This window comes from Acidovorax sp. FG48 (assembly GCF_057809085.1).
The window spans coordinates 293,496-319,103 of record NZ_JBMDJH010000003.1 but is presented as its reverse complement, the minus strand read 5'-3'; the positions used below and the strand labels follow the sequence as shown (position 1 = coordinate 319,103).

The following is a 25,608-nucleotide window of genomic DNA, read 5'->3' as shown; positions in this document are numbered from 1 at the left end:
GCCCGCCCCCTGTCCGCCACGGCTGCCAGGGGGTTTTGGCTTCATGCTGCATACGCATAAACCTGCATGTCCGCCGCCCACGCCATCGGGTACCCTTGTTTTTGCTTTCCGCCCAGGACTTCCAGGATTTCCGCATGACACAGAACATTTCCGCCGCCGAACAGGCCCTGCGCGACGCTGCGCGCGAATACCACCGCAACCCCACCCGGGGCAAGATTTCGGTCACCCCCACCAAGCCTTTGTCCAACCAGCGCGACCTGTCGCTGGCCTACTCGCCGGGTGTGGCTTACCCGTGCCTCGACATCGCTGCCGACCCCTCCAAGGCGTTTGACTTCACCTCGCGCGGCAACCTGGTTGCGGTGATCACCAACGGCACGGCGGTGCTGGGCCTGGGCGACATCGGCCCACTGGCCAGCAAGCCGGTGATGGAAGGCAAGGGCTGCCTGTTCAAGAAGTTTGCTGGTGTCGATGTGTTCGACATCGAACTGGCCGAGCGCGACCCCGACAAGCTCATCGAGATCATCGCGGCGCTGGAGCCCACGCTGGGCGGCATCAACCTCGAAGACATCAAGGCGCCCGAGTGCTTCTACATCGAGCGCGAACTCAGCAAGCGCATGAACATTCCGGTGTTCCATGACGACCAGCACGGCACGGCCATCATCAGCAGCGCCGCGCTGCTCAATGGCCTGGAGCTGGTGGGCAAACAGATCGACCAAGTCAAGATTGCCGTGTCGGGCGCGGGCGCGGCCGCCATTGCCTGCCTGAACGTGATGGTGGGCCTGGGCGTCAAGCGCGAGAACATCTTTGTGTGCGACTCCAAGGGCGTGATCTATGAAGGCCGCCCTGGTGGCTACGACGAATCGAAAGCGGCCTACGCGCAAAAGACCGACGCCCGCACGCTAGCCGATGCGGTCAACGGCGCCGACGTGTTCCTGGGCTGCTCAGCCCCCGGCGTGCTCACGGCCGAGATGGTCAAGACCATGGCGCCGAAGCCCATCATCCTGGCGCTGGCCAACCCCGAGCCCGAAATCCGCCCCGAACTGGCCAAGGCCATCCGCCCCGACTGCATCATCGCCACCGGCCGCTCGGACTACCCGAACCAGGTCAACAACGTGCTGTGCTTCCCGTACATCTTCCGCGGCGCGCTGGACTGCGGTGCCACCAAGATCACCGAGGCCATGAAGCTGGCCTGCGTGCGCCAGATTGCCGACCTGGCCAAGGCCGACATCAGCGAAGAAGTGGCCAGCGCCTATGCGGGCAAAGAGCTGACCTTCGGCCCTGACTACCTGATCCCCACGCCGTTCGACTCGCGCCTGATCCTCAAGATCGCGCCCGCCGTGGCCAAGGCCGCCGCCGAGTCCGGCGTGGCCACGCGCCCCATCGAAGACATGGAGGCCTACAAGGAAACGCTGTCGCGCTTTGTCTACCAGACCGGCATGCTGATGCGCCCCGTGATCAACGCGGCCAAGGCCCTGCCCGATGCACAAAAGCGCGTGGCCTACGCAGACGGTGAAGACGAACGCGCTCTGCGCGCAGCGCAGATGGCCATCGACGACAAGATCGCCACGCCCATCCTCATCGGCCGCCCCGCCGTGATTGCCGCGCGCATCGCCAAGGCCGGCCTGCGCATGCAGCTGGGCAAGGACGTCGAGGTGTGCAACCCCGAGGACGACCCGCGCTTTCGCCAGTACTGGGAGCACTACCACCAGCTCATGAAGCGCAACGGTGCCTCGCCAGAAGTGGCCAAGGCCGCCGTGCGCCGGTCCAACACCATCATCGCCTCGCTGATGGTCACGCTGGGTGATGCCGACGCCATGATCTGCGGCCTGGTGGGCACGTACGAGACGCACCTGGAGCGCATCCACAGCATCATCGGCCGCCGGGAAGGCGCCAACAACTACGCCGCGCTGAACGCGCTGATGACCAACCGGGGCACGCTGTTCATTGCCGACACCTACGTGAACGAAGACCCCACGGCCCAGCAGCTGGCCGACATTGCCTGGATGTCGGTGCAGGAGGTGCAGCGCTTTGGCATCCCGCCCAAGGTCGCCTTCCTGTCTCACTCCAGCTACGGATCGTCCAAGCGCGCATCGGCCCGCAAGATGCGCGAGGCGCGCGACCTGTTCGTGGCTGCCCACCCCGAGATCGAGTGCGATGGCGAACTGCACGGCGATGCCGCGCTGGAGCCAAACATCCGCAACGCCTACATGGCGGACTCGACGCTGACGGACTCGGCCAACCTGCTAATCTGCCCCAACCTGGATGCCGCCAACATCCTCTACAACGTGCTCAAGACCACCACCAGCGGTGGCGTCACCGTGGGCCCCATCCTGATGGGCGCCGCTGCCACGGCCTACATCCTGACCCCGGCCGCCACGGTGCGCCGCGTGCTCAACATGACGGCACTGGCCGTGGCCAGCGCTGCAACTCGGCCACGCTGAGCGCACTATGCCTCGCTGGCCCTGAGCGGCCAGCTCACCCACCGATTCAACGGGGCCCCTGGGCCCCGTTTTTTTATGCGTGCGACAACCCTTTGCACCGCACTCGCACCATTTCGGGAAACCCAGCATGCTGGCATGCACCACTTCGGTGAACAATGGGGCACGGCAAAACACCCGCATCCGCAAACCGGGCATCGTTTTTGCTGACTGCAGGTGCATGGCCCCTGGATGGGGCCAACACCTTCCCTCACCGCATTTCCCCTTGCCCGACAGGAGCCCCAAATGAAAAAAAGACTGTTCATGCAAACCGCCGCCGCCCTGGCTCTGATCGGCAGCGCATCGCTGGCCCAGGCGCAGGCCACCACGCCCATCAAGTTCCAGCTGGACTGGCGTTTTGAAGGCCCTGCGGCGCTGTTCCTGCAACCCGTGGCCAAGGGCTACTTCAAGGCCGCAGGCCTGGACGTGGCGGTGGACGCGGGCAACGGCTCCGGCGGTGCTGTGCAGCGCGTGGCATCGGGCACGTACGACATGGGTTTTGCCGACCTGGCCGCGGTGATGGAGTTCCACGCCAACAACCCCGACGCGCAGAACAAGCCCGTGGCGGTGATGGTGGTCTACAACAACACGCCCGCATCGGTCATGGCGCTGAAAAAGAGCGGCATCACCAAGCCCGCCGACCTGGCGGGCAAGAAGCTGGGTGCCCCCGTGTTTGACGCGGGCCGCCGCGCGTTCCCCATCTTCCAGAAGGCCAACGGCATCGGCGCCGTGACCTGGACCGCCATGGACCCGCCACTGCGCGAAACCATGCTGGTGCGCGGTGACGTGGACGCCATCACCGGCTTCACCTTCACCTCGCTGCTCAACCTGGAAGCCCGTGGCGCCAAGGCTGCCGACGTGGTGGTGCTGCCCTATGCCGACTTTGGCGTGAAGCTGTACGGCAACGTGATCATCGCCAGTCCCAAGCTCATCAAGGAGAACCCGGGCGCCATCAAGGCGTTCCTGTCGGCCTTCACCAAGGGCGCCAAGGAAGTCATTGCCAACCCCGCTGCGTCCATCGAATACGTGAAGGCGCGCGACGGCATCGTGAACGTGCCGCTCGAAACCCGCCGCCTGCAGCTGGCCATCGACACCGTGATCAACAGCCCCGACGCGCGCGCCGAGGGCTTTGGCCAGCTCAAGCCCGGCCGCCTCTCGCTGATGGCGTCGCAGGTGTCCGATGCGTTCAACACCAAGACCCGCGTGAACGCCGACGATGTGTGGAACGCCAGCTTCTTGCCCAGCGCTGCCGAGCTGAACATCCTGCCCAAGAAGTAATTACTATTAATTTGATAGCTGCAAGCGCATGATTCACTAGCGCTTGTGGCCATTCTGAGCACAAAAACTTCCATGCAGGCTGCTGACAACTATTTTGTGGACTTCCGGGACGTCTGGCTCGCCTACAACGACGAGCTGCGCGCCAAGAACCAGTTTGCGGTCGAAGCCATCGACCTGCAGGTGCGGCGCGGCGAGTTCATCGCCATCGTCGGCCCCTCGGGCTGTGGCAAGTCCACCTTCATGAAGCTGGCCACGGGGCTGAAGATGCCGTCGATGGGCAAGATCCTCATCGACGGGCAGCCGGTGACGGGGCCGCTCAAGGTGTCGGGCATGGCCTTCCAGGCGCCCTCGCTGCTGCCCTGGCGCACCACGGTGGACAACGTGCTGCTGCCGCTCGAAATCGTTGAGCCCTACCGCAGCCACTTCAAGCAAAAGCGCAAGGAATACGAAGAGCGTGCCCGCAAGCTGCTGCAAAAGGTGGGCCTCGCGGGCTACGAAGACAAGTTCCCCTGGCAGCTCTCGGGCGGCATGCAGCAGCGCGCCAGCATCTGCCGCGCGCTGATCCACGAGCCCAAGATGCTGCTGCTGGACGAGCCCTTCGGCGCGCTCGACGCCTTCACCCGCGAGGAGCTGTGGTGCATCCTGCGCGACCTGTGGACCGAGCAGCAGTTCAACGTGATCCTGGTCACGCACGACCTGCGCGAGTCGGTCTTCCTGGCCGACACGGTGTATGTGATGAGCAAGAGCCCCGGCCGGTTTGTGGTGCGCAAGGAGATCGAGCTGCCCCGCCCGCGCGACTTGGAAGTGACCTACACCAAGGAGTTCACCGACATCGTGCACGAGCTGCGCGGCCACATCGGTGCCCTGCGAAAAGCAGGCGCGCCCATCCAGCAATAAGAACAAAGAAAGCGCCTCATTCCCATGCACAAGAAAACCGTGGAGCGCTGGTCCCCCTGGATCCTGCTCGTTGCCACCATCCTGCTGTGGCAAATCATCTGCTCGGCCTTCAGCATCCCTGAATACCTGTTCCCCAGCCCCTGGGCCATCGGCGTGCAGCTGGTGGAGTTCAGCGGCGTCATCGCAGGCCATGCCTGGCGCACCTTCTGGGTCACCATGGCGGGTTTCGGCATCGCCATCGTCGTGGGTGTGCTGCTGGGCTTTGTGATCGGCAGTTCGCGCATCGCCTATGCCGCCGTCTACCCGCTGATGACCGCCTTCAACGCGCTGCCCAAGGCCGCCTTTGTGCCCATCCTGGTGGTGTGGTTCGGCATTGGCGTGGGCCCGGCCATCCTCACGGCGTTCCTCATCAGCTTCTTTCCCATCATGGTCAACATCGCCACGGGCCTGGCCACACTGGAGCCCGAGCTGGAAGACGTGCTGCGCGTGCTGGGTGCCAAGCGCTGGGACGTGCTGACCAAGGTGGGCCTGCCCCGCTCCATGCCGTACTTCTACGGCTCGCTCAAGGTCGCCATCACGCTGGCTTTTGTGGGCACCACCGTGTCGGAAATGACCGCGGCCAACGAAGGCATCGGCTACCTGCTGATCAGCGCAGGCTCGTCCATGCAGATGGGCCTGGCGTTTGCGGGCCTGATGGTGGTGGGCGCCATGGCCATGGTGATGTACGAGCTGTTCAGCTGGATCGAAAAACGCACCACGGGCTGGGCGCACCGGGGTTCTCAAGGTGAATAACCCGGCGGCGTTGAGCGAAGCCCAGGCAGCCACGCTGCTGCGCCGCGCCAACGCTGTGGCCCAACGCGCCAAGGACATGGGCCGCCACCCCTTCGGCGCGCTGCTCGTCGCGCCCGACGGCGAGACGGTGCTGGCCGAGCAGGGCAACATCGACACCGTGAACCACGCCGAGAGCACGCTGGCGCGCACGGCGGCTGCCAACTACCCCGGCGCCTACTTGGCCCAGTGCACGCTGGTCACCACCTGAGAACGTGTTCGCCATCTCCCAGGGGTCGCGTTGGAGCGCAATCGGGATGAGTGGATGCCCTGGTTGCTTGCATGGGCTCGTGCCCATGTAAGCAACCGGGGCGTTCAATCGCCCGATTTCGCTCCAACCCTTCGGGCAGTGGTCTTTGCGGGTGGCCTGCGGCGTTGCGGCGCTTGCAAATAGCCGAGCTATTGGCAGCGCACCGCGCCTTGCATCCCATCCCGCAAAGACCGCTGCGCGACCCCTGGGAGATGGTGAACACGTTCTTGGACCCCTGCGCCATGTGCGCTGGCACCATCTACTGGGCGGGCATCGGCCGCGTGTTGTATGGCGCTGAGGAAACCGCCCTGCTCGCCCTGACGGGCGACCACCCCGAGAACCCCACCCTGGCCCTGCCCTGCCGCACGGTATTTGCTAGCGGCCAGCGCCCCACCGAGGTACTGGGTCCGGTGCCCGCACTGCAGGACGAGATCACGGCCCTGCACCGCGACTTCTGGCGGTAGCGGGCTCTGGCGCTTGTACATCAAGCGCAAGCAGCTCCTCTTTCAGTAGCAAAAGACACCATCAACGGGTGCCGCGGCACCCTGCCGCTATACTGCCCGCCCCGTTTGGACGACAGCAGGATCACACCGCATGCGCTTGACCCATCTTTTGTGCCTTCTGGCCCTTGGGGCCGCAGCAGGTCTGTCTGCATGCGGCGGCACCGCGCCGACCCAGCCAGCGGCGGGCGATGCCACCCCGGTCGCAGCGACCCCATCCACCACGCCCCCCATCCGCATCGGCATCGCCCTGGGCGGGGGTGCGGCCAAGGGCTTTGCGCACATTGGCGTGATCAAGATGCTGGAGGCCAACGGCCTGGCGCCCGCCGTGGTCTCGGGCACCAGCGCAGGCAGCGTGGTCGGCGCGTTGTATGCCAGCGGCATGAACGCGTTTGAAATGCAGGAAAAGGCCGTGGCGCTGGATGAAGCCAAGATCCGCGACCTGCAGTTGTCATCTGGCGGGCTGGTGCTGGGGCAGAAGCTCGAAGACTATGTGAACGAGCAGGTGCGCCGCAAGCCGCTGGAGCAGATGGCCAAGCCCTTCGTTGTCGTGGCCACCCGGCTGGAAGACGGCGAGCGCACCGTGTTTGCGCGCGGCAACACCGGCCAGGCCGTGCGCGCATCGAGCAGCGTGCCGGGCGTGTTCCAGCCCGTCACCATCGGCAAATACCACTTTGTGGATGGCGGCATCGTGAGCCCCGTGCCGGTGGATGCCGCACGCCAGCTGGGCGCGGACATCGTGATTGCCGTGGACATCTCCAACAAGGCCCGGGGCCAGACGCCCGGCAACATGCTGGGCGCGCTCAACCAGTCGATTGCCATCATGGGCCAGAAGCTGGGCCAGGCCGAGCTGGCGCGGGCTGATGTGATCGTCCGCCCACAGGTGCTGGACATCGGCGCCGCCGACTTCAGCCAGCGCGCGAATGCCATCGTGGAAGGCGAAAAGGCGGCGCTGGCCGTGATGCCGCAAATCCGCGAGCGTGTGGCCCAGCTGCAGGCCGAACGCGCCAAGGCGGCGACGCAGGCCCAGCAGAAAGCGGCCGAGGCGCAGTACCAGGCCTGCCTGGACAACCGCAGCCGGCTGCAGAAGCTTGCGGGCCTGGCCAAGCTGGACGACTCCTGCCCGGCGCCCAAGTAGCGCGGCAAACCAACGATTCCGGCGTAGTGCCCTTCGGGTAAAGTCAGCTGAGCTCCGGCATGCCAGCACAACCCGGCACCGACTTCACGCCCCCACTGCCCGCCCTACCATGTCTTCGCCCTTCTCCGCCGTCAAACCCAGCGCCAAGCTCTCCGACCAGGTGGCCAGTGCGCTGGAGGCCGAGATTCGCGCGGGCCGCATCCAGGCTGCGCAGAAGCTGCCTACCGAGGCCGTGCTGGCGCAGCAGTTCCAGGTCAGCCGCACGGTGGTGCGTGAGGCCATCTCGCGCCTCAAGTCGTTGGGGCTGGTGGACTCACGGCAGGGCAGCGGGGTGTATGTGCTGGCGCCCGGCATCGAGCCGCTGCAGTTTGATGTGCCCCTTGCCGCATCGCGCGAGGCGGTGATGCAGATCGTGGAGGTGCGCCGTGCGCTGGAGGCCGAGGTGGCCGAGCTGGCAGCCCTGCGCCGCACCGATGAAGACATTGCCGCCATCCGCGCCGCCATGCAGCACATCGCCGACGCCGTGCGTGCCGGCCGTGACGGGGTGGAGGAAGACGTGCTGTTCCACCGCGCCATTGCCCAGGCGGCGGGCAACCCGTTCATGATCAGCACGCTGGACTACCTGGCCCAGTTTCTCAAAGGCGCCACGCGTGTGACCCGCGCCAACGAGGCGCGGCGCACCGACTTTGCCGATGCGGTGACCCACGAGCACACCCACATCGTGCGCGCCATCGAGGCGGGCGACCCCGTGGCCGCACGGGCCGCTGCGGCGCAGCACATGAAGAACGCACTGGCCCGCATCGAGCAGGCCGACCTTTCGTTCTGGGCCCAGGACGGCGCGCGGCTGGCCCAGCCGCTGGTGGCGGCATCCGCGCCGCTGGTGTTCTGAGCTGCATCGCTGAGATGCCTGCGCGACGGGCTTGAGCGCGTCTGCGTCAGCGGCACAGCACGCATCCGTGTGAGGCCTGTGGCATGGCGGCGGCGGGGCTTGCGCCCCGGCCACATTGTTGATTTGCTACATATCTGGTAGCTACTCAGGCATATTGCACTGGCGCTTGAGCGCCAAAACGCCTCAAAAGCGCGTCACCCGCCCTCTCCACGCACTGGCACGCGCGGGTTAACCCGTAGGAGTACATATTGCAATAATTTGTATGATAACCATATAAACACACCAAACTGGTTGTGCCCAGCCTCCCTCACCCGGCCGTCTTCAGCGGCCTCCATCTGGGCCTGCCCCCTTCCATCCCGGAGATACCTCGTTCATGTCCACCCTCGCACTTCTCGGCATCGGCGCCGGCAGCATTGGCCTGCTCCTGTTGCTCATCATCCGCTGGCAGGTCCACGCTTTCGTGGCGATGATGCTGGTGAGCTTTCTGGTGGCGTTTGCCACGGGCATGCCCATCGGCGACATCATCAGCACGCTGATTGCGGGCATGGGCGGCACACTAGGGTCGGTGGCCATCCTGGTGGCGCTGGGCTCCATGCTGGGGCGGATGATCGAGGTCTCGGGCGGCGCGGCCAGCCTGGCCAACCGCTTCACGCAACTGCTGGGGCCCACACGGGTGCCCATGGCGCTCACGGCCGCCGCGCTGGTGCTGGCCATCCCGGTGTTTTTTGACGTGGGCTTCATCATCCTGGTGCCCATCGTCTACGGCTTTTGCAAGGCGGCGGGCGTCAACCCCATCAAGTTCGGCCTGCCCGTAGCGGGCATCATGCTGGCCGCACACGTGGTGGTGCCACCGCACCCCGGCATCGTGGGCGGTGCGGCCATCGTCAAGGGCGACATTGGCTGGATCACCATCATTGGCCTGGCCATCTGCATACCGCTGGCGGCGCTGTCGCAGGTCGTGGCGGGCTGGCTCAACCGCAAGGGCTACCCCATGCTGCCCACCACGGCCGAGCAGTTTGCGGCCTTTGGCAACAGCGAAGACAGCAAGACCAGCAAAGCAAGCGCTGCTCCAAGCGTCGGCACCATCATGGCGCTGATCCTCATCCCCCTGGCCCTCATCATGGCGGGCACCACCGGCGCCACGCTGCTGCCCAAGGGCGACAACCTGCGCAACGTGCTGGGCTTCATCGGCTCGCCCATCTTTGCGCTGATGGTGGCCGTGGGCCTGGCGATGTTTCTGCTGGGCCGCAACCAGGGCTGGAACCGCGAGCGCACCAACGCCATCATGGAATCCGCCCTGCCCCCTGCTGCCACCGTGATCCTGGTGACGGGCGCGGGTGGCGTGTTTGCCAAGGTGCTCACGGCCAGCGGCATTGGCGCTGCGCTGTCGCAAAGCCTCACCGCTACCCATCTGCCGCTCATCCTGCTGGCGTTCATCATCTCTCTGGCGCTGCGCGCCGCCCAGGGCTCGGCCACCGTGGCCATCATCACCACCTGCGGCCTGCTGGCCGACGCGATGGCGGGTGGCGGGTATTCCCCCTTGCAAGTGGCGCTGCTCACGGTTGCCATTGGCTTTGGCAGCCTGGGTCTGTCCCACGTCAACGATTCGGGCTTCTGGATCGTGACCCGCTACCTGGGCCTGAGCGTGGGCGATGGCCTGCGCACCTGGACCGTGCTGACCACCGTGCTGGGCATTGCGGGCTTTGCCCTCACCGCCTTGCTGTGGGTGCTGGTGGCCTAAGAAGGTGCAAACGAACCCAACATGCCCGCTCATCCCCCCAAAACGCTCCCGCTCCTCGTTGCAAATGCTCGCCATAGCCCGAGCTATGACTGCGCTTTGCGCCTCGATCGGAAACGTTTTGGCGGCCTGCTCTGGCACGCTGGATTCCTTCACACCTTCTGCCCTCTTATTGAATTTCTTTGAAGGACTGACAACATGACAAAACCCACCGTCGGCATCATCGGCCTGGGCGCCATGGGCGCTGGCATTGCCAAGACCCTGCGCAACAACGGTTTCACCATCCACGTGTGCGACGTGCGCCCCGGCGTGGCCGATGCCTTTGTGGCAGACGGTGGCACGGCACACGCCACCACGGCTGCATTGGCGGCGATGAGTGATGTGTTGGTGTCCGTGGTGGTCAACGCCGCGCAGACCGAAAGCGTGCTGTTTGGCGACGACGGCAAAGGCGGCGCAGCCAGCACCATGCGCCCCGGCAGCACCTTTGTGATGTGCTCCACGGTGGACCCCAACTGGTCGGTAGCGCTGGAAGCGCGCCTGAACGCCCTGGGCCTGCACTATGTGGACGCACCCATCTCCGGCGGCGCAGCCAAAGCTGCATCGGGCCAGATGACCATGATGACCTCGGCCAAGCCCGAGGCCTATGCCGCTGCGGGCGCCGTACTCGACGGCATGGCCGGCAAGGTGTACCGCCTGGGCGACAAGGCGGGCGCGGGCAGCAAGGTCAAGATCATCAACCAGCTGCTTGCCGGTGTGCACATTGCCGTGGCCGCCGAAGCCATGGCCCTGGGCCTGCGCGAAGGCGTGGAAGCCAGCGCCTTGTATGAGGTGATCACGAACAGCGCGGGCAACAGCTGGATGTTTGAAAACCGCATGGCCCATGTGCTGGCGGGCGACTACACACCGCTCTCGGCCGTCGATATCTTCGTGAAGGACCTGGGCCTGGTGCTGGACACCGCACGCGCCACCAAATTCCCCCTGCCGCTGGCCGCCACCGCGCACCAGATGTTCATGCAGGCCTCCACCGCAGGCTTTGCCAAGGAAGATGACAGTGCCGTGATCAAGATCTTCCCCGGCATCACGTTGCCCGAAGGCAAGGAGAAAAAGGCATGACACGCGCACTGCTGGGCTGCATTGCCGACGACTTCACCGGCGCGACCGACCTGGCCAACAACCTGGTGCGCGCAGGCATGCGCGTGGTGCAAGCCATGGGCGTTCCCACGGCGCCGTTGGATACCGAGGCCGATGCCATCGTGGTCGCACTCAAGTCGCGCACCATTCCCAAGGACGATGCCATCGCCCAGTCGCTTGAGGCGCTGAAGTGGCTGCAGGCGCAAGGTGCCGAGCAGATCTACTTCAAATACTGCTCCACCTTTGACAGCACCGCCGAAGGCAACATCGGCCCCGTGACCGATGCACTGATGCAGGCCCTGGGCACCGACTTCACCATCGCCACGCCCGCATTTCCCGACAACAAGCGCACCGTGTTCAAGGGCTACCTGTTTGTGGGCGATGTGCTGCTGAACGAGAGCGGCATGCAGAACCACCCCCTCACGCCCATGACCGACCCCAACCTGGTGCGCGTGCTGCAGGCGCAAACGCCCAGCCGCGTGGGCCTGATCGACCACAGCGTGGTCGCACAGGGCGAGGCCGCCATCCGCGCGCGCATCGACCAACTGAAGGCCGAAGGCGTGCGCATGGCCGTGGTGGATGCGGTGTCGAACGCCGACCTGCTGCGCCTGGGCCCTGCCCTCAAGGGCATGCCGCTGGTCACAGCAGGCTCGGGCGTGGCCATTGGCCTGCCGGGCAACTTTGGCGTGGCCCCCAGCAACGAGGCCGCCCGCCTGCCCTCTGCACAAGGGCTGCAGGCCATCGTGTCCGGCAGCTGCTCGGTAGCCACCAACCAGCAAGTGATGGATTTCATCAAGGCGGGTAAGCCCGCTCTGGCCATCGACCCGCTGCGCATTGCTGCAGGCGTGGACGTGACCGCCGAAGCGTTGGCATGGGCTGAGGGCCACATCGGCCAAGGCCCGGTGCTGGTGTATTCCACCGCCGAACCCTCGGCTGTGCGCGCCATTCAAGGCAAGCTGGGCTCCGAGAAAGCCGGTGCCATGGTGGAAGAGACCATTGCTGCCATTGCACGCGGCCTGGTACAGCGCGGTGTGCGCCAGCTCATCGTGGCGGGCGGTGAAACATCCGGCGCCTGCGTGCAGGCCCTGGGCATCACGCAAATGCGCATTGGCGCGCAAATTGACCCCGGCGTGCCGTGGTGCCACGCGGTGGCCCCCGATGCCAAGGACGGGCTGCACATCACGCTGAAGTCGGGCAATTTCGGCAGCACCGACTTTTTCACCAAGGCTTTTGCACAATTGCTGGCATGACCTCCACCCCCGCCTTCATGGATGAGCGCCAGGCCCGCGACGAGATCTGTCGCGTGGGCCGCAGCCTGTTTGAGCGGGGCTATGTACACGCCACCGCAGGTAACATCAGCGTGCGCCTGGCCGATGGCTACCTCATCACCCCCACCGATGCCTGCCTGGGCACGCTGCAGCCCGAGCGGCTGGCGCGCCTGGACGCCCAAGGCCAGCAGGTGGCAGGCGACCGGGCCAGCAAGACCATTGCGCTGCACCGGCAGATCTACGAGGCCTCGGCTTCGACTGCAGCCCCGGCACGCTGCGTGATCCATACGCACAGCACGCATCTGGTGGCCTGCTCATTGCAGGCCGACATGACGGCCAACGGTCCGCTGGGGCCTGACGCGCAATTGCTGCCTCCCATCACGCCCTACTTCGTCATGAAGGTGGGCCGCGTGCCGCACATCCCCTACCACCGCCCCGGTGATGCCGCAGCGGCCGCGCTGGTGGCGCAGACCATCACCCGCTATGCGGCGCAGCGCAGCCCTGTGCGCGCGGTGATGCTGGCGCGCCTGGGCCCCAACGTGTGGCACGACACGCCCGCCGCCGCCATGGCCGTGCTAGAAGAGCTGGAAGAAACCGCGCGCCTGTGGCTGCTGTGCCAGCCCCGCCCTGCGCCACTGACTGAGCCCCAGATTGAAGAGCTGCGGCAAAGCTTTGGATCCCACTGGTAACGGGTAACGGGCTGGCTGCGCACAAGGCGCGGGGACGAAAGAACACATACAAGGAGACACACCATGACCCTTTCTTTCTGGCGCAAAGCCTTCGCCCCCATGCTGCTGGGCGTGCTGGCCACAGGCGGCGCATCGGCTGCGGACTACCCCGCCCCCAAGCATGGGGAATGGGTCGTCAAGGACTTCCGCTTCCACACCGGTCAGACCTTGCCCGAACTCAAGCTGGCCTACTCCACCGTGGGTGAGCCCACCGGAGAGCCCGTGCTGGTGCTGCATGGCACCAATGGCTTGGCAGAGAGCATGCTCACGCCCGGCTTTGCGGGCACGCTGTTTGGCCCCGGCCAGCCGCTGGATGCGCGCAAGCACTTCATCATCCTGCCGGACGCCATCGGCACCGGCCGCTCCAGCAAGCCGTCGGACGGCCTGCGCGCCGCCTTTCCGGCCTACAACTATGACGACATGGTGCAGGCCCAGTACCGCCTGCTAACCGAACACCTGGGCGTCCGCCACGTGCGCGCCATCATCGGCAACTCCATGGGCGGCATGCACACCTGGGTGTGGGCCCAGCGCTACCCCGACTTCATGGACATCGCCGTGCCCATGGCCTCGCTGCCCGCTGCCATGTCGGGCCGCAACTGGATGATGCGCCGCCTGCTGGTCGATGCCATCCGCAACGACCCCGAATGGCAAGGTGGCAACTACACCCGCCAGCCCCGCAGCCTGCAGTTTGCGTCGGTGTTCTTTGGCGCCGGCACCAACGGCGGCAACCAGGGCCTGCAAAAGCTGGCCCCTACCCGCGCTGCGGCGGATGCGCTGGTGGAGCAACGCCTCAAAGCCCCTTTCCGTGGCGATGCCAACGACCACATCTACCAGTGGGAAGCATCGCGCGACTACGACCCCGAGCCCGGGCTGGAACGCATCACCGCGCGCGTGCTGGCCATCAACTCGGCAGACGATGAGCGCAACCCTCCCGAGCTGGGCGTGCTGGACAAAGCCATCGCCCGCATCCCTCACGCCCAGGCCTACGTGATCCCTGCCAGCGCCGACACCCTCGGCCACAGCACGGTGGGCCTGGCGCGCTTTTACCAAGACCGGCTGGCGCAGGTGCTCACCAGAGCACCGCGCCGCTGATCTTCTCTTTTCAGGAACATTTCATGCCCCGCTTTGCCGCCAACCTGTCCATGCTCTACAACGACGTGGACTTTCTCGACCGCTTTGCCGCCGCTGCCCGCGATGGGTTTAAGGCGGTGGAGTACCTCTTTCCCTACGCCTACCCGGCGCAAGAACTGGCCACACGCCTGCAAGCCAACGGCCTGCAGCAAGTGCTGTTCAACGCCCCGCCCGGCAACTGGGACGCTGGCGAGCGCGGGCTGGCCTGCCTGCCGGGGCGTGAGGCCGAATTCCGCGAAGGCATTGCCAAGGCGGTTGAATACGCCCAGGCGCTGCAATGCCCCCGCATCCACGTGATGGCCGGGCTGGTGCCCCAAGGGGCAGACGCCGCCGCCGTGCGCGCCACCTACATCGCCAACGTGCGCTACGCCGCCGAACAAGCTGCGCCCCATGGCATCCAGATCCTGCTGGAGCCCATCAATGGCCGCGACATGCCCGGCTTCTTCCTGAGCCGCCAGGACCAGGCCCATGCGCTGATCGCCGAGATCGGCGCCGCCAACGTGAAGGTGCAGATGGACCTGTACCACTGCCAGATCGTGGAAGGCGACCTGGCGATGAAGGTGCGCCAGTACCTGCCCACAGGCAACGTCGGCCACTTCCAGATTGCCGGTGTGCCCGAGCGCCACGAACCCGATGTGGGCGAGATCAACTACACCTACCTGTTCCAACTGCTGGACAGCCTGGGCTACGACGGCTGGATTGGCTGCGAATACCGCCCCGCGCGCGGGGCCGCCGCCCACGCCACCAGCGACGGGCTGGGCTGGCTAAAGCCCTGGCTGTAAAGACCTACCTCGCACCACAGTTGCCGTTGCACGCCAGACACTGGTGCAGCGCGCACCATGGTGTGGCGCGCGGGGGTGTTAGGGCATGGCCCGCACGATGGGATCGCATGGCACAGATCCTGCAAATACGCAGACGCCAAGAGTAGAAGCGTTCAGCGGCCACCGCCCGGAAATTGCTCTTGAAGCATGCAATGGACTGACGCCACCACGGGCGCGCAGGACTGTGCGTCTTCAGGAGGCCGGTGCCCCCACCTCGCAGCCCCAGCGCCCTGTCGGTTGATTGCATGCACCCCGTTCGGAGGGGTGTGAAGCCTGGCTTTTCACTCCCCCGTGGTTACCCGCCAACGACCAGGAGTGCTCCACCATGCAACGCCGTTCCCTCATCCGCGCCACCGGCGCCGCCGCCCTTCTGTCTGCCACACCGTTTGTGCGCGCCCAGGGCAATCTGCAGAAGTTCAAGTTCAACCTGGGCTGGAAGATCGAGGCCTCGGGCGCGGGCTTTTTGCTGGCGCAGCAGCGGGGCTATTACAAGGATGCGGGCCTCGATGTCACCATCGACACCGGCAACGGGTCTGCCTCGGCCATCAGCCTGGTGGCGGGTGGTGCCTATGACGTGGCATCGGCCGACCTCTCGACCATGATCGAGTTCAACACCGCCAACCCGCAGTCCAAACTGGCGGCGGTCGCCATCCAGTACGACCTGAACCCCAACTCGGTCATGGTGCGCAAGGACGGCGCCATCAAGAAGCCCGCCGACCTGGCGGGCAAGACCATCCTGGGCCAGCCCTTCAACGCTTCGCGCAAGCTCTTTCCCGCCTTTGCCAAGGCACAGGGCTTTGATGGCAGCGGCGTGAAATGGGAGAACGTCGCACCCGACATCGGCGACACACGCTTCGTCAAAGGCGATTTCGACGCAGCGGCGTACTTCTTCTTCACCGGTTTGCTCAACCTGAAGGCGCGGGGCCTGACACCTGATCAGATCACGGTGTTCCGCTTTTCGGACTATGGCCTCAAGTCGTATGGCAACGGGCTCATTGCCAACGCCAAGAGCATGCAGGACAACCCGGACGCCATGAAGGCCTTCGTCAAAGCCACCACACGCGGCTGGGTCGACGCGATTGCCGACCCGCGCGCCGGCGCTGCCGCCATCAAGGCCCGAGAGCCACTGGCCCATGAAGAGATCGAGTTCGAGCGCCTGCAGCTCATCGTGGACGGCACCATGAAGACCGCCGAGACACGCGCCAACGGCTGGGGCGCTGCCACGCCTGCGCGCCTGCAGGCCACCATCGATGAGACCGTGGCCGCCTTTGGCCTCAAGAGCAGCCTGGCGGTGGCCGACATCTGGACTGACCGCTTTCTGCCCCCGGCCGTAGACCGCAAACTCAAGGCCTGACCAGGGGAAAGCCATGGGCATCCCCCTCCTCGACCTCAGCGGCGCCCTGCAGCCGGGCGCGCCGCGCAGCCCCGCCGTGATGGCCGTGGCCGCCCAACTGCGCCAGGCCTGCACGGGCCCGGGGTTCTTCTACGTGCGCCACCACGGTGTACCGCAGGACATCATTGCGCGCCAGTTTGCCTTGGCGCAGCAGTTCTTCGACCTGCCGCTGGCATCCAAGCAAGCGATTTCGCTGCACCATTCACCCGCGATGCGGGGCTACGAAAACCTGGGCGGACAGACCCTGGACGCGAATGCGCGCCCGGACCTCAAGGAGAGCTTCTACTGCGGGCTGGACTACGCTGCCGACCATCCGTACGTGCAGCGCGGCTACCACTCCTACGGCAGCAACCAGTGGCCGGAGGGGCTGCCCGAGCTGGCCACCCAGAGCCGCACCTACATCGCCGCCATGCGGCAACTGGCCCTGCGGCTGATGCAGCTGCTGGCACTCTCGCTCGACCTGCCCGAGGACTACTTCGACCACACGCACCAGAGCCCCATGCTCACGCTGCGGCTGCTGCGCTACCCACCCCATCCTGAGAGCGCCGATGCGCTCACCTTTGGCGCGGGCGAGCACACGGACTGGGGTGCCATCACCCTGCTGGCCCAGGACCACCATGGCGGGCTGGAGGTGAAACTGCCCACCGGCGAATGGGTGGCCGCTACACCCATCGAGGGCGCGCTGGTCGTGAACCTGGGCGACATGATTCCGCGCTGGACGAATGGGCTGTACCGATCCAACCCCCACCGCGTGCGCAACGTGCACAGCGGGGGCGCACCGCGCCACTCCATTCCGTTCTTCTACACGCCCGACTACGAGGCCCAGGTGGTCCCCGTCCCCACCTGTGTGCCTGCGGGTGAGTCGCCGCGCTTTGCACCCTGCACCGTGGGCGAGCACCTGCAGGCCATGTACCGCAAGACCTATGGCCTGGGTCAGACCGCTACATCCACTACCCAGGCCAGCGCGGCGGTGATGGCATGAGGCTCTGGTTCAACCTGCTGTGCCAGGACATCGAGGCACAACTGCAGTTCTATCAAGCCCTGCTGCAGTTGCCCGAGGCGCCGGGGACGCGCTCGGCCATCTACCGGGCGGTGGAGACCGAGCACTTCCAGCTCGGCTTCAACGCCCCCGAGGCCTATGCCCTGCTGGGCCTGGCCGACCGGCAGCCCGGTGCCACCTTGCCGTCACCACGCAGCGGGACAGGCTACGCCACCTTCATGCTGGACATGCCAGATGCCGTGGACGCTGCCAGCGAGAAGGCAAAAGCTCTGGGCGGGCAAATCATCAAGCCACCCTACGCCACCTACTACGGTCAATGGCAGGCGGTGCTGGCGGACCCGGAGGACAACGTGTTCCGGGTGAGCGCTATGGGCGTGCCCCGCAACGTTGCTTGAGCCGCCCCTACCCGGTAAGGCCAACAACGGCAGTGCCCGCCAAAGCATGAGCGGGGTGAACCAACGCCCACCCCTGCGCCATCCATCGCGCCTCAATAGGCCTTGAAGTTGGCCGCCACCCGCTGGTTCAGGTAGTCGCCCGCGGCAATCGCGGGGTACTTCTTGCCCGGCCCTTCGATGATGGCGTCGCGGTTGGCCTGCGCAAAGAAGGCGATGCTGTAGCGTGGCCCCATGTACTCGCCGGGCAGCGGGTTCTTCACACGGTGGAAGTTACTGGGCAACTGGTCGTCGCTCCAGCGCATCAGCATGTCGCCGATGTTGCAGGTGATGGCCTGCTCGTCGGGCTCCACCGAGGTCCAGGCCTGGGTGTCCATCTCCTTGCCCGGGCACACCTGCAAGCCGCCCTGGCCCTGGCGCTGAAAGAGCAGGGTCAGGCAATCAAAGTCGGTATGCGCCCCGGCGCGCCACAGGCTCAGGCGGGCTTGCTGCTCGGGCGGGGTCGCAAAGTAGTGCAGCAGGCGCAAGGTGCTTTGGTAACTGGCCTGCGCAGGGTCGTGCGCGCGGGCAAAGAAGGCCTCGTCAAACCCCAGCTTCCACGCAAAGCACGACAGCACCTGCATGGCCACCTGCCAGCACCGGCCCTCAAACGCAAGCATGGTGGCCTGAAAGCCTGCCAGCTCCTCGTCAGTGGGCCACAGGCCCGCCATGTGCGGGCGGGTGATCTGATACGACTCCTTCTGGTCCGGTGTGCCGGTGGAGGGGCGCACCTGCGCGCGGCTCTCCCAGCCCACATTCAGCGCTTTCTTGAGCGGGTACTGCGCCTTCACGGCGTCGGGCAGCGCAAAGAAGCGCTCGGTCATTGCAAAGGCGTTGTGCACCTCGGCCAGGTCAATGCCGTGGTTCACGATCTGGAAAAAGCCAACATCGACGGCGGCGTCCCACAGCTGGTCGGCAACCTCGGTCTTGCGCCGCGCAAAGTCGCTGAGGTCGATACGGCGGATTTCGCGGCTCGCGGTTTCCGAGCCCATTGCGCCCATGCGCGTTTCTTTTTGCAGCTCGGCGAGGTCGTAGGTGGCGGTGGTGGTCATGAAGTTCTCCTGAAGACAAGTGGAAGGAAGAAAGGCCCTCCCGCTGGGTGCTTCAAGAGTGGGTGACACCGCCTGCGGCGGCCGACCTTTCAGCCCTTGAAGCCACGGTGTGCCAACGCACACCGCTGTGCGCACAGCGGGCTTCAAGAGCAATTTCCGACTGGCATCGCCCCGTGCAGGATGGCACAGGGGGCAACGCAGTGAACGCTTCTACTCTTGCCAAAAGCGATGCAAGAAGAATGCCCACGGCGCCTTGCTTGTGTATCCACGCAGGCTGCGAGCACTTGTGTACAGCACATCAAAAGCCATGCATACATGTCACTGATTGTGATTGGCATGCCAAATGCATAGCGCCCTGCACCACAACGGCGGGCGTGCAGACAGTCCGGCGTTGCACAACGACAGTCACCCACCCACCATCGACGGAGACACCCACACCATGCACGCGCTCATGTCTGCACCCCCAGCCAGCTTTGACGACCCCACCCCCATCAACGACACCGACGGCACCTACCTGCGCCAGGCCATCGCGTGGTCGTGCACGGCCCGCGCGCGCGGCAACCGCCCGTTTGGTGCGGTGGTCATCAGTGCCGAAGGGCGCCTGCTGGCCGAGGCTTACTGCAACACCACCGAGACCGGCGACTGCACCGGCCACGCCGAGACCAATGCCGTGCGCCAGCTCAGCCCGCGTGTGGGGCGCGATGCCCTGGCCAAGGCCACGCTGTATTCATCGGCCGAGCCCTGCGTGATGTGTGCGGGCGCCATCTTCTGGTCGGGCATTGGGCGCGTGGTGTTTGGCATTGACGCCGAGCGCCTGCGCGTATTTCGGGGCGAGCGGGCCGAGCAGCGCGACGCCGAGCTGTCGTGCCGCGATGTGTTTGCCGCCTCGCCCCACGCCATCGAATGCATCGGCCCGGCGCTGGTCGAAGAAGCCAGCGCACCCCATATCGGGTTCTGGAAAGTCTGACCCGTTGCTGCGCGGGCAGAATCTGCAGCGCACACTCTGCCATCGCCCGTCCCCCATGCCTCGCACCAAAGCCATGACCGAATCCGAAGCCGAAGCCGCCTCCGGCGCGCTGCTCAGCCGCGCCAAACAGGGCCGTGAACGCATCCTGGGCGCCATCCGCGAAGCGGCCATTGCCGAGTTCAGCCGCCATGGGTTCAAAGGGGCATCCACCAAGGCCATTGCCGAGCGCGCGGGCCTCACCAAGCCCCAGCTGCACTACTACATCAGCAGCAAGGAAGAGCTGTATGAAGAGCTGCTGTACTCGGTGCTCAACGGCTGGTCGGGGGCCTTCATTTTTGACAGCAACAGCGACGATCCCAAAAAGGTGTTGAGCAGCTACGTGCGCAAGAAGCTCGACTACGCGCTGGACAACCCGGGCCTGTCGCGCATCTTCACCACCGAGGTGCTGGGCGGTGGGCGCAACCTGGGCAAATACTGGCCCGTGGCCGTCAAGTCCACCCAGCAGAAGGTGGACCTCATCAACCGCTGGATTGCCGAAGGCCGCATGCGCGCCGTCAACCCCACACTGCTGCTCATGCAGATCTGGGGCATGACGCAGCACTATGCCGACTACGGCGTGCAGGTGCACATCATGCTGGGCCTGGCGCCCGACGAGCCCATCGACCGCGAGCCCATCGTGCGCGAACTCACCAGCTTTGTGCTGCTGGGCTGCGGCCTCGCACCAGACTAAAGCCCCATGCCCATTTCTGGGCATGGTCTACGCGCCAGAGGGCCATCGGGGCGCGCTGCGCACCAGCACGCGGCGCAAATCGGTCGCAACAAGGCCACGTTGATCCACCACAAAGACGTTTGACGGGTTCTTGCGGCTGGCACAGCCTTTGCAATAGTTTGACCAATCGATCAAATCACATGGTCAAACAATGCAGACAGCCCCTGACACCGCCAGCGCCACCCGCACAGAACACACGTTCGAGCTGATCCTGCAGCGCAGCCAGATGCGCTTGCCTGTTGGCCCCGGCGAGAGCATGGCCGACGTGCTGCAGCTCGCAGGCGTGCCGCTGGAAACCCTGTGCGAGCAGGGCGTGTGCGGCACCTGCGTGACCCGCTGGCTGGACGGCGAACCCGACCACCGCGACAGCTGCCTGAGCGCCGCAGAGCAAGCCACCCACGTCGCCGTGTGCTGCGCACGCAGCCACAGCACCACGCTCACCCTGGACATCTAGGTCCATCCCACCCACCCGAAGGACACCCGCCATGCGCATCCTCGTGATCTATTGCCACCCGGTAGAGACCAGCTACAACGCCGCACTGCACACCGAGGTGGTACAGCAGCTGCGCGGCGCGGGCCATGAGGTGGACGACTGCGACCTGTACGCCGAGGGCTTCAACCCCGTGATGACCCGCGAGGAGCGCCTGGGCTACCACGAGGTGCCCAGCAACCAGTTGCCCGTACAGGGCTATGTGGACCGCTTGCTCTGGGCCGAGGCGGTGGTGTTCTGCTTTCCCACCTGGTGCTTTGGCATGCCGGCGATGCTCAAAGGTTTTTTTGACCGCGTGCTCATGCCCGGCGTGGCCTTTGACATCAGCGACCCGCACAACGTCAAGCCCTCGCTCACGCACATCAAGCGCATCTCTGCCGTGGTCACCTATGGCCGCCCTCGCTGGACGGCCCTGTTCATGGGCGACCCGCCGCGCAAGGCCATCACCCGCTACATGCGCCTGCTCACCGGCGGCAAGGCGCGGGTGGACTACCACGCCTACTACCACATGAACGTGGCCACCCCACCCCGGCTGGCAGCCTTCAAGGCCCGTGTGGGCCAAGCCATGGCGCGCTTTGCATAAGACCAATTTCCAAGGGCCACGGCATGCACGCATCCAGTACTCCCGACCACATCCTGCGCGCAAGGTTGCCGCGCTGGCTGCTGCCCGCCACATGGCCGCAGCAGGGCCACCAGCCCGCACTGGCCGACCTGCACCTGGCCCAGGGTCGCATCGTGCAGGTGCTGCCCCATGGCACCCAGCCAGCGCCCCACGGTACGGTGTGGGACGTAGCAGGCGCACTGGCGCTGCCCGGCCTGGTGGATGCGCACACCCACCTGGACAAGGCCTTCACCCTGCCCCGCATGGGCGTGGTCAAACCCGGCCTGCTGGGCGCCATCGAGGCCATGATGGTGGACCGCCAAGGCTGGACCGAAGCCGACATCCACGCCCGCGCCAGCCGAGCGCTGCAATGGGCCTACGACGCCGGCACCGTGCATCTGCGCACCCACTGCGACTGGTGGGAGCCCGACGCACAGCCACTGGCCTGGAATGTGTTGCGCGCACTGGCCCATGACTGGGCAGACCGCATCACGCTGGAGCGCGTGAGCCTGATCCCCTTGCACCTGTATACGGACCGCAGCGCCGCCATGCAGCTTGCGGCCACCGTGGCCGCCAGCGGCCCTGGTGCCTTGCTGGGCGGCTTTGTGCATTCCACCAACTGGGACCCGCAGGCGCTGCGCCACCTGTTCGAAGCCGCACAACACCACGGCCTGAACGTGGACCTGCATGTGGACGAAGAGCTGCACCCCGGCGCCCAGGGCTTGGCGACCACCGCTGCACTGCTCAAGGATCTGCGCTTTGAAGGCCATGTGGTCTGCGGGCACACCTGCGCGCTGGCGGCACAGGACGAGGCCACCGCCCTCGCCACGCTCGACGCCGTCGCGCAAAGCCCCATCACACTGGTCACGCTGCCCATCACCAACCTGCTGCTGCAGGACGCCACCACCGGCCGCACGCCGCGCCAGCGTGGCCTGACGCTGGTGAAGGAGGCCCGTGCACGCAGCATCCCGGTGCTGGTGGCCAGCGACAACGTGCAAGACCCGTTCTGCCCTGTGGGCAGCTTCGACCCGCTGGAGGCCTTGGCCACGGGCGTGCTGGCGGCGCAGCTGGAGGCACCCTTTGACCAATGGAGCGAATCCCTGTGCCGCACCGACTGGCTGCGCTCCGGCAGCACTGGCCCCACCGCGCTGCCGCTGCAGCCCGGTGCGGTGGCTGACCTGCTGGTCTTCACCCAGGCCGACCACTGGGGCTTTCCATCGCGCACACAAGGCGCGCAGGGCCGCGTGGTGCTGCGCCAGGGCCGCGTCGCCAGCGGCCACGCACCAGCCGCCTGGCATGTGCCCACCACCCAAACCGCAAGGAGCCTCGCATGAGCCCCGCATCCGCAACCTTGCCTGCGCCCGGCATCGCCCAGCCCCTGGCCCGCTATGCCGCATGGCGCCGCGCAGGCGACTTCATCTACCTCAGCGGGATCATCGCCGTGGACCCCGCCGCCAGCCGCATCGTGCGCGGCTATGCCGACATCCCCGACGAAGCGGCCACGCTGATTGGCCGTACGGGCGAGTTCAGCAGCGACATCAAAGAGGGCCCCATCCTCGCGCAGAGCTGGTACGTGCTCGACCGCATCCGCCAGACCATCGAGGCCACAGGCGGCCAGATGTCCGACGTGTTCAAGCTGGTGCAGTACTTCAAGAACCTGGACCACTTCCCGCAGTACAGCCGCGTGCGCAAGCTGTTCTTCCCCGGCGAGCCCCCCGCATCCACCGTGGTGGAAGTGAGCGGCATGTTGCCCACGCCCGACATCCTGATTGAGGTCGAAGCCACGGCCTATCTGCCACAGCGCTGATCCACCGCCAACACCTACACGAAAGTCTTTCATGCTGCACGGCTACAACCCGCCCCACCGCTACCTGCCCTACCTGAGCTGGACCGAGATCGCAGACCTGCCCGACAAGGAAAACACCGTCATCGTGCTGCCCACCGGCGCGACCGAGCAGCACGGCCCACACCTGCCGTGTGCGGTGGACACCGTCATCAGCGCGGGCGTGGTGGGCCATGCACTCGCGCGCCTGCCGGATGATGTGCCCGCGTTTGCGATGGCCCCCATCACCTACGGCAAGTCCGAAGAGCACCTGCACTTCCCGGGTACCGTCACGCTGAGCGGCGAGACCCTGCTGGCCACCATGAACGAGGTGGGCGAGTCGGTATACCGCGCGGGCTTTCGCAAGCTGCTGTTCGTCAATGGCCATGGCGGCCAGCCGCAGGTGATGGAGATGTGTGCCCGCGAGCTGCGGCTGCGCCATGGCGACTTCATCGTGGTGCCCAGCTTCACCTGGCGGGTGCCACATGTGGCGGGCAAGTTCCTCTCCGACAAGGAAAAACGCCTGGCCATGCACGCCGGTCATGGCGAAACCGCACTGATGCTGGCCCTGGCCCCCGACACCGTGCACATGGAGCGTGCAATAGTCAACTACCCGCCCGTTTTTGATTCGCCCCTGCTCTCGCCCGACGGCCGCCCTGCCTGCGCCTGGAGTGCGCGCGACTTCGGCCCCAGCGGAATCATTGGCGACCCGCTGCCCGCCACGGCCGAGCAGGGCCACGCCATCCTCGAATCGCTGGCCGTGAGCTGGGCCGCCGCCATCACCGAACTGCACAAACTGCAGTGGGCGCCGCGCGCTAAGCCCACCTGGGGCCGCGCCCATCACACCGGCCACATCGAGCACCCGTCCGCACTGGCCTGAAACCTGCGAACGCTACCGCCAATCCTTTGCGCCTTTCCCTTCGTTGTCCCTTCGTTCCACCTCCACCCCCTACCGGAGTACCACCATGATGAAGACCGCCTCCCGACTTTCCAAACTTGGTGCAGCCGCGCTGCTCGCTGTTGGTGCCGTCGGCACCATGTCGAGCACTGCCCACGCGCAAGAGAAGTTCACCTACATGACCAACTGGTACGCGCAGGCCGAGCATGGCGGCTTCTACCAGGCGGTGGCCACAGGCCTGTACAAAAAGTACGGGCTGGACGTGACCATCAAGATGGGCGGCCCACAGGTCAACATCGTGCAGATGATGGCCGCCGGCCAGGCCGAATGCGTGATGGGATCGAGCGACCTGCAAATGATCCAGATGCGTGAGGGCGGCGTGCCCGTGGTCAACGTGGCCGCTGTGTTCCAGAAGGACCCGCAAGTGCTCATCGCCCACGAGGACGTGAAGAAGTTCGAAGACCTCAAGGGCAAGACCATCCTGATCGCATCGTCGGCCCAGCGCGGCTACTGGCCCTGGCTCAAGGCCAAGTACGGCTTCACCGATTCGCAGACCCGCCCCTACACCTTCAACATCCAGCCCTTTGTGGCTGACAAGAACAGCGCCCAGCAGGGCTACCTGACCTCTGAGCCGTTTGCGATTGCCAAAGCGGGCGTCAAGGCCAACACGCTGATGTTCAGCGACCAGGGCTACCCCGCCTACGCCACCACCATCTCGTGCATGGAAAAAACGGTGAAGGACCGCAGCGCCGCCGTGGCCTCGTTTGTGAAGGCGTCGATGGAAGGCTGGAAGAGCTACCTGGCCGACCCCGCCCCCGCCAACGCGCTCATCAAGAAAGACAACCCCAACATGACTGACGAGCAGCTCGCCTACAGCGTGGCCAAGCTCAAGGAAATGGGTATGGCCACCGGGGGCGACGCAGCCACCATGGGCATCGGCATCATGACCGACGCGCGCGCCAAGGCCAGCTACGACTTCCTGGTGGACGCCAAGCTCATCGACCCCGCCAAGGTGAAGCTGACCGAGACCTACACCACCGCCTTCGTCAAAGACCTCAAGGTTCTGCCCTGAGCCCTGACAGCCCTGAAACAGCGGCCGGTGCGCTCCCTC

The 25,608-nt window shown here is 65.8% G+C and carries 24 protein-coding genes and 2 pseudogenes; 25 read left to right on the top strand and 1 reads right to left on the bottom strand.

The genetic code is table 11. The annotated features are described in order from the left end of the window. Nucleotides 1-134 precede the first annotated feature (134 nt). The 17 genes and pseudogenes from ACODSU_RS06395 to ACODSU_RS06315 all read left to right on the top strand — a co-directional run bounded on the left by ACODSU_RS06395 (nucleotide 135) and on the right by ACODSU_RS06315 (nucleotide 17,862). Nucleotides 135-2,441 carry an NADP-dependent malic enzyme gene (locus tag ACODSU_RS06395; RefSeq protein ID WP_488840918.1) on the top strand — a complete coding sequence of 769 codons (2,307 nt, stop codon included), beginning with the start codon at nucleotides 135-137 and terminating at the stop codon, nucleotides 2,439-2,441. Nucleotides 2,442-2,723: 282 nt separating this feature from the next. Next, the gene (locus ACODSU_RS06390) at nucleotides 2,724-3,755 is read left to right on the top strand and encodes an ABC transporter substrate-binding protein (RefSeq protein WP_488840916.1); all 1,032 of its coding nucleotides are present in this window, start codon (nucleotides 2,724-2,726) and stop codon (nucleotides 3,753-3,755) included. A 72-nt stretch (nucleotides 3,756-3,827) separates the two neighbouring features. Further along, the gene (locus ACODSU_RS06385; RefSeq protein WP_043566088.1) at nucleotides 3,828-4,652 is read left to right on the top strand and encodes an ABC transporter ATP-binding protein; all 825 of its coding nucleotides are present in this window, start codon (nucleotides 3,828-3,830) and stop codon (nucleotides 4,650-4,652) included. 24 nt (nucleotides 4,653-4,676) lie between these two features. Next, nucleotides 4,677-5,444: an ABC transporter permease gene (locus ACODSU_RS06380; RefSeq protein WP_060986854.1), complete on the top strand. Its 768-nt coding sequence runs from the start codon at nucleotides 4,677-4,679 to the stop codon at nucleotides 5,442-5,444. A gap of 10 nt (nucleotides 5,445-5,454) precedes the next feature. Further along, nucleotides 5,455-5,688 (top strand): annotated as a pseudogene (locus ACODSU_RS06375) (cytidine/deoxycytidylate deaminase family protein); the annotation flags it as partial. Between the two features lie 269 nt (nucleotides 5,689-5,957). Further along, a pseudogene (locus ACODSU_RS06370) lies at nucleotides 5,958-6,194 on the top strand (tRNA-specific adenosine deaminase); the annotation flags it as partial. 130 nt (nucleotides 6,195-6,324) lie between these two features. Continuing rightward, the gene (locus tag ACODSU_RS06365; protein ID WP_488840913.1) at nucleotides 6,325-7,368 is read left to right on the top strand and encodes a patatin-like phospholipase family protein; all 1,044 of its coding nucleotides are present in this window, start codon (nucleotides 6,325-6,327) and stop codon (nucleotides 7,366-7,368) included. Between the two features lie 109 nt (nucleotides 7,369-7,477). After that, the gene (locus tag ACODSU_RS06360; RefSeq protein ID WP_209817372.1) at nucleotides 7,478-8,257 is read left to right on the top strand and encodes a FadR/GntR family transcriptional regulator; all 780 of its coding nucleotides are present in this window, start codon (nucleotides 7,478-7,480) and stop codon (nucleotides 8,255-8,257) included. A 373-nt stretch (nucleotides 8,258-8,630) separates the two neighbouring features. Then, on the top strand, nucleotides 8,631-9,998 hold the full coding sequence (locus tag ACODSU_RS06355) for a GntP family transporter (RefSeq protein ID WP_488840911.1): 1,368 nt from the start codon (nucleotides 8,631-8,633) through the stop codon (nucleotides 9,996-9,998). 195 nt (nucleotides 9,999-10,193) lie between these two features. After that, nucleotides 10,194-11,108, top strand: coding sequence for an L-threonate dehydrogenase (ltnD, locus tag ACODSU_RS06350; RefSeq protein WP_488840909.1), 915 nt, complete (start codon nucleotides 10,194-10,196; stop codon nucleotides 11,106-11,108). Continuing rightward, on the top strand, nucleotides 11,105-12,376 hold the full coding sequence (gene otnK / locus ACODSU_RS06345; RefSeq protein WP_488840907.1) for a 3-oxo-tetronate kinase: 1,272 nt from the start codon (nucleotides 11,105-11,107) through the stop codon (nucleotides 12,374-12,376). Before ltnD ends, otnK begins: the two co-directional genes overlap by 4 nt. Nucleotides 12,377-12,393: 17 nt before the next feature. Next, complete coding sequence (locus ACODSU_RS06340) at nucleotides 12,394-13,083, top strand: class II aldolase/adducin family protein (protein ID WP_488841022.1); 690 nt, start codon at nucleotides 12,394-12,396, stop codon at nucleotides 13,081-13,083. 63 nt (nucleotides 13,084-13,146) lie between these two features. Further along, nucleotides 13,147-14,214 (top strand): alpha/beta fold hydrolase, encoded by a 1,068-nt coding sequence (locus ACODSU_RS06335; RefSeq protein WP_488840905.1) that lies wholly within the window; start codon nucleotides 13,147-13,149, stop codon nucleotides 14,212-14,214. 23 nt (nucleotides 14,215-14,237) lie between these two features. Next, on the top strand, nucleotides 14,238-15,035 hold the full coding sequence (gene otnI, locus ACODSU_RS06330) for a 2-oxo-tetronate isomerase (RefSeq protein WP_488840903.1): 798 nt from the start codon (nucleotides 14,238-14,240) through the stop codon (nucleotides 15,033-15,035). A gap of 364 nt (nucleotides 15,036-15,399) precedes the next feature. Next, nucleotides 15,400-16,428 carry an ABC transporter substrate-binding protein gene (locus ACODSU_RS06325; protein ID WP_488840901.1) on the top strand — a complete coding sequence of 343 codons (1,029 nt, stop codon included), beginning with the start codon at nucleotides 15,400-15,402 and terminating at the stop codon, nucleotides 16,426-16,428. A 13-nt stretch (nucleotides 16,429-16,441) separates the two neighbouring features. Continuing rightward, a complete protein-coding gene (locus ACODSU_RS06320) occupies nucleotides 16,442-17,449 on the top strand; it encodes an isopenicillin N synthase family dioxygenase (protein ID WP_488840899.1) in 1,008 nt (335 codons plus the stop codon). Next, nucleotides 17,446-17,862: a VOC family protein gene (locus ACODSU_RS06315; RefSeq protein ID WP_488840897.1), complete on the top strand. Its 417-nt coding sequence runs from the start codon at nucleotides 17,446-17,448 to the stop codon at nucleotides 17,860-17,862. The genes ACODSU_RS06320 and ACODSU_RS06315 overlap by 4 nt, the downstream gene beginning before the upstream one ends. Before the next feature lie 92 nt (nucleotides 17,863-17,954). On the opposite strand, the gene ACODSU_RS06310 is transcribed toward ACODSU_RS06315, so the two are convergent. After that, on the bottom strand, nucleotides 17,955-18,950 hold the full coding sequence (locus ACODSU_RS06310; protein WP_488840895.1) for an isopenicillin N synthase family dioxygenase: 996 nt from the start codon (nucleotides 18,948-18,950) through the stop codon (nucleotides 17,955-17,957). A 451-nt stretch (nucleotides 18,951-19,401) separates the two neighbouring features. On the opposite strand from ACODSU_RS06310, the gene ACODSU_RS06305 reads away from it, so the two are divergent. The 8 genes from ACODSU_RS06305 to ACODSU_RS06270 all read left to right on the top strand — a co-directional run bounded on the left by ACODSU_RS06305 (nucleotide 19,402) and on the right by ACODSU_RS06270 (nucleotide 25,569). Continuing rightward, the gene (locus ACODSU_RS06305; protein WP_369750496.1) at nucleotides 19,402-19,917 is read left to right on the top strand and encodes a nucleoside deaminase; all 516 of its coding nucleotides are present in this window, start codon (nucleotides 19,402-19,404) and stop codon (nucleotides 19,915-19,917) included. Between the two features lie 73 nt (nucleotides 19,918-19,990). After that, nucleotides 19,991-20,647, top strand: a complete 657-nt coding sequence (locus tag ACODSU_RS06300) for a TetR/AcrR family transcriptional regulator (RefSeq protein WP_291445158.1) — start codon at nucleotides 19,991-19,993, stop codon at nucleotides 20,645-20,647. Nucleotides 20,648-20,837: 190 nt separating this feature from the next. Further along, entirely contained in the window at nucleotides 20,838-21,140 is a 303-nt protein-coding gene (locus ACODSU_RS06295; RefSeq protein ID WP_298449963.1) for a 2Fe-2S iron-sulfur cluster-binding protein, read from the top strand. A 31-nt stretch (nucleotides 21,141-21,171) separates the two neighbouring features. Next, nucleotides 21,172-21,759, top strand: a complete 588-nt coding sequence (locus tag ACODSU_RS06290) for an NAD(P)H-dependent oxidoreductase (protein WP_488840892.1) — start codon at nucleotides 21,172-21,174, stop codon at nucleotides 21,757-21,759. A 23-nt stretch (nucleotides 21,760-21,782) separates the two neighbouring features. Continuing rightward, nucleotides 21,783-23,111, top strand: a complete 1,329-nt coding sequence (locus ACODSU_RS06285; protein WP_488840890.1) for an amidohydrolase family protein — start codon at nucleotides 21,783-21,785, stop codon at nucleotides 23,109-23,111. After that, a complete protein-coding gene (locus ACODSU_RS06280) occupies nucleotides 23,108-23,584 on the top strand; it encodes a RidA family protein (protein ID WP_488806379.1) in 477 nt (158 codons plus the stop codon). Before ACODSU_RS06285 ends, ACODSU_RS06280 begins: the two co-directional genes overlap by 4 nt. 31 nt (nucleotides 23,585-23,615) lie before the next feature. Further along, nucleotides 23,616-24,479: a creatininase family protein gene (locus ACODSU_RS06275; RefSeq protein WP_488806380.1), complete on the top strand. Its 864-nt coding sequence runs from the start codon at nucleotides 23,616-23,618 to the stop codon at nucleotides 24,477-24,479. Nucleotides 24,480-24,564: 85 nt separating this feature from the next. Beyond that, entirely contained in the window at nucleotides 24,565-25,569 is a 1,005-nt protein-coding gene (locus tag ACODSU_RS06270) for an ABC transporter substrate-binding protein (protein WP_298449972.1), read from the top strand. The last annotated feature ends 39 nt before the right edge of the window (nucleotides 25,570-25,608 follow it).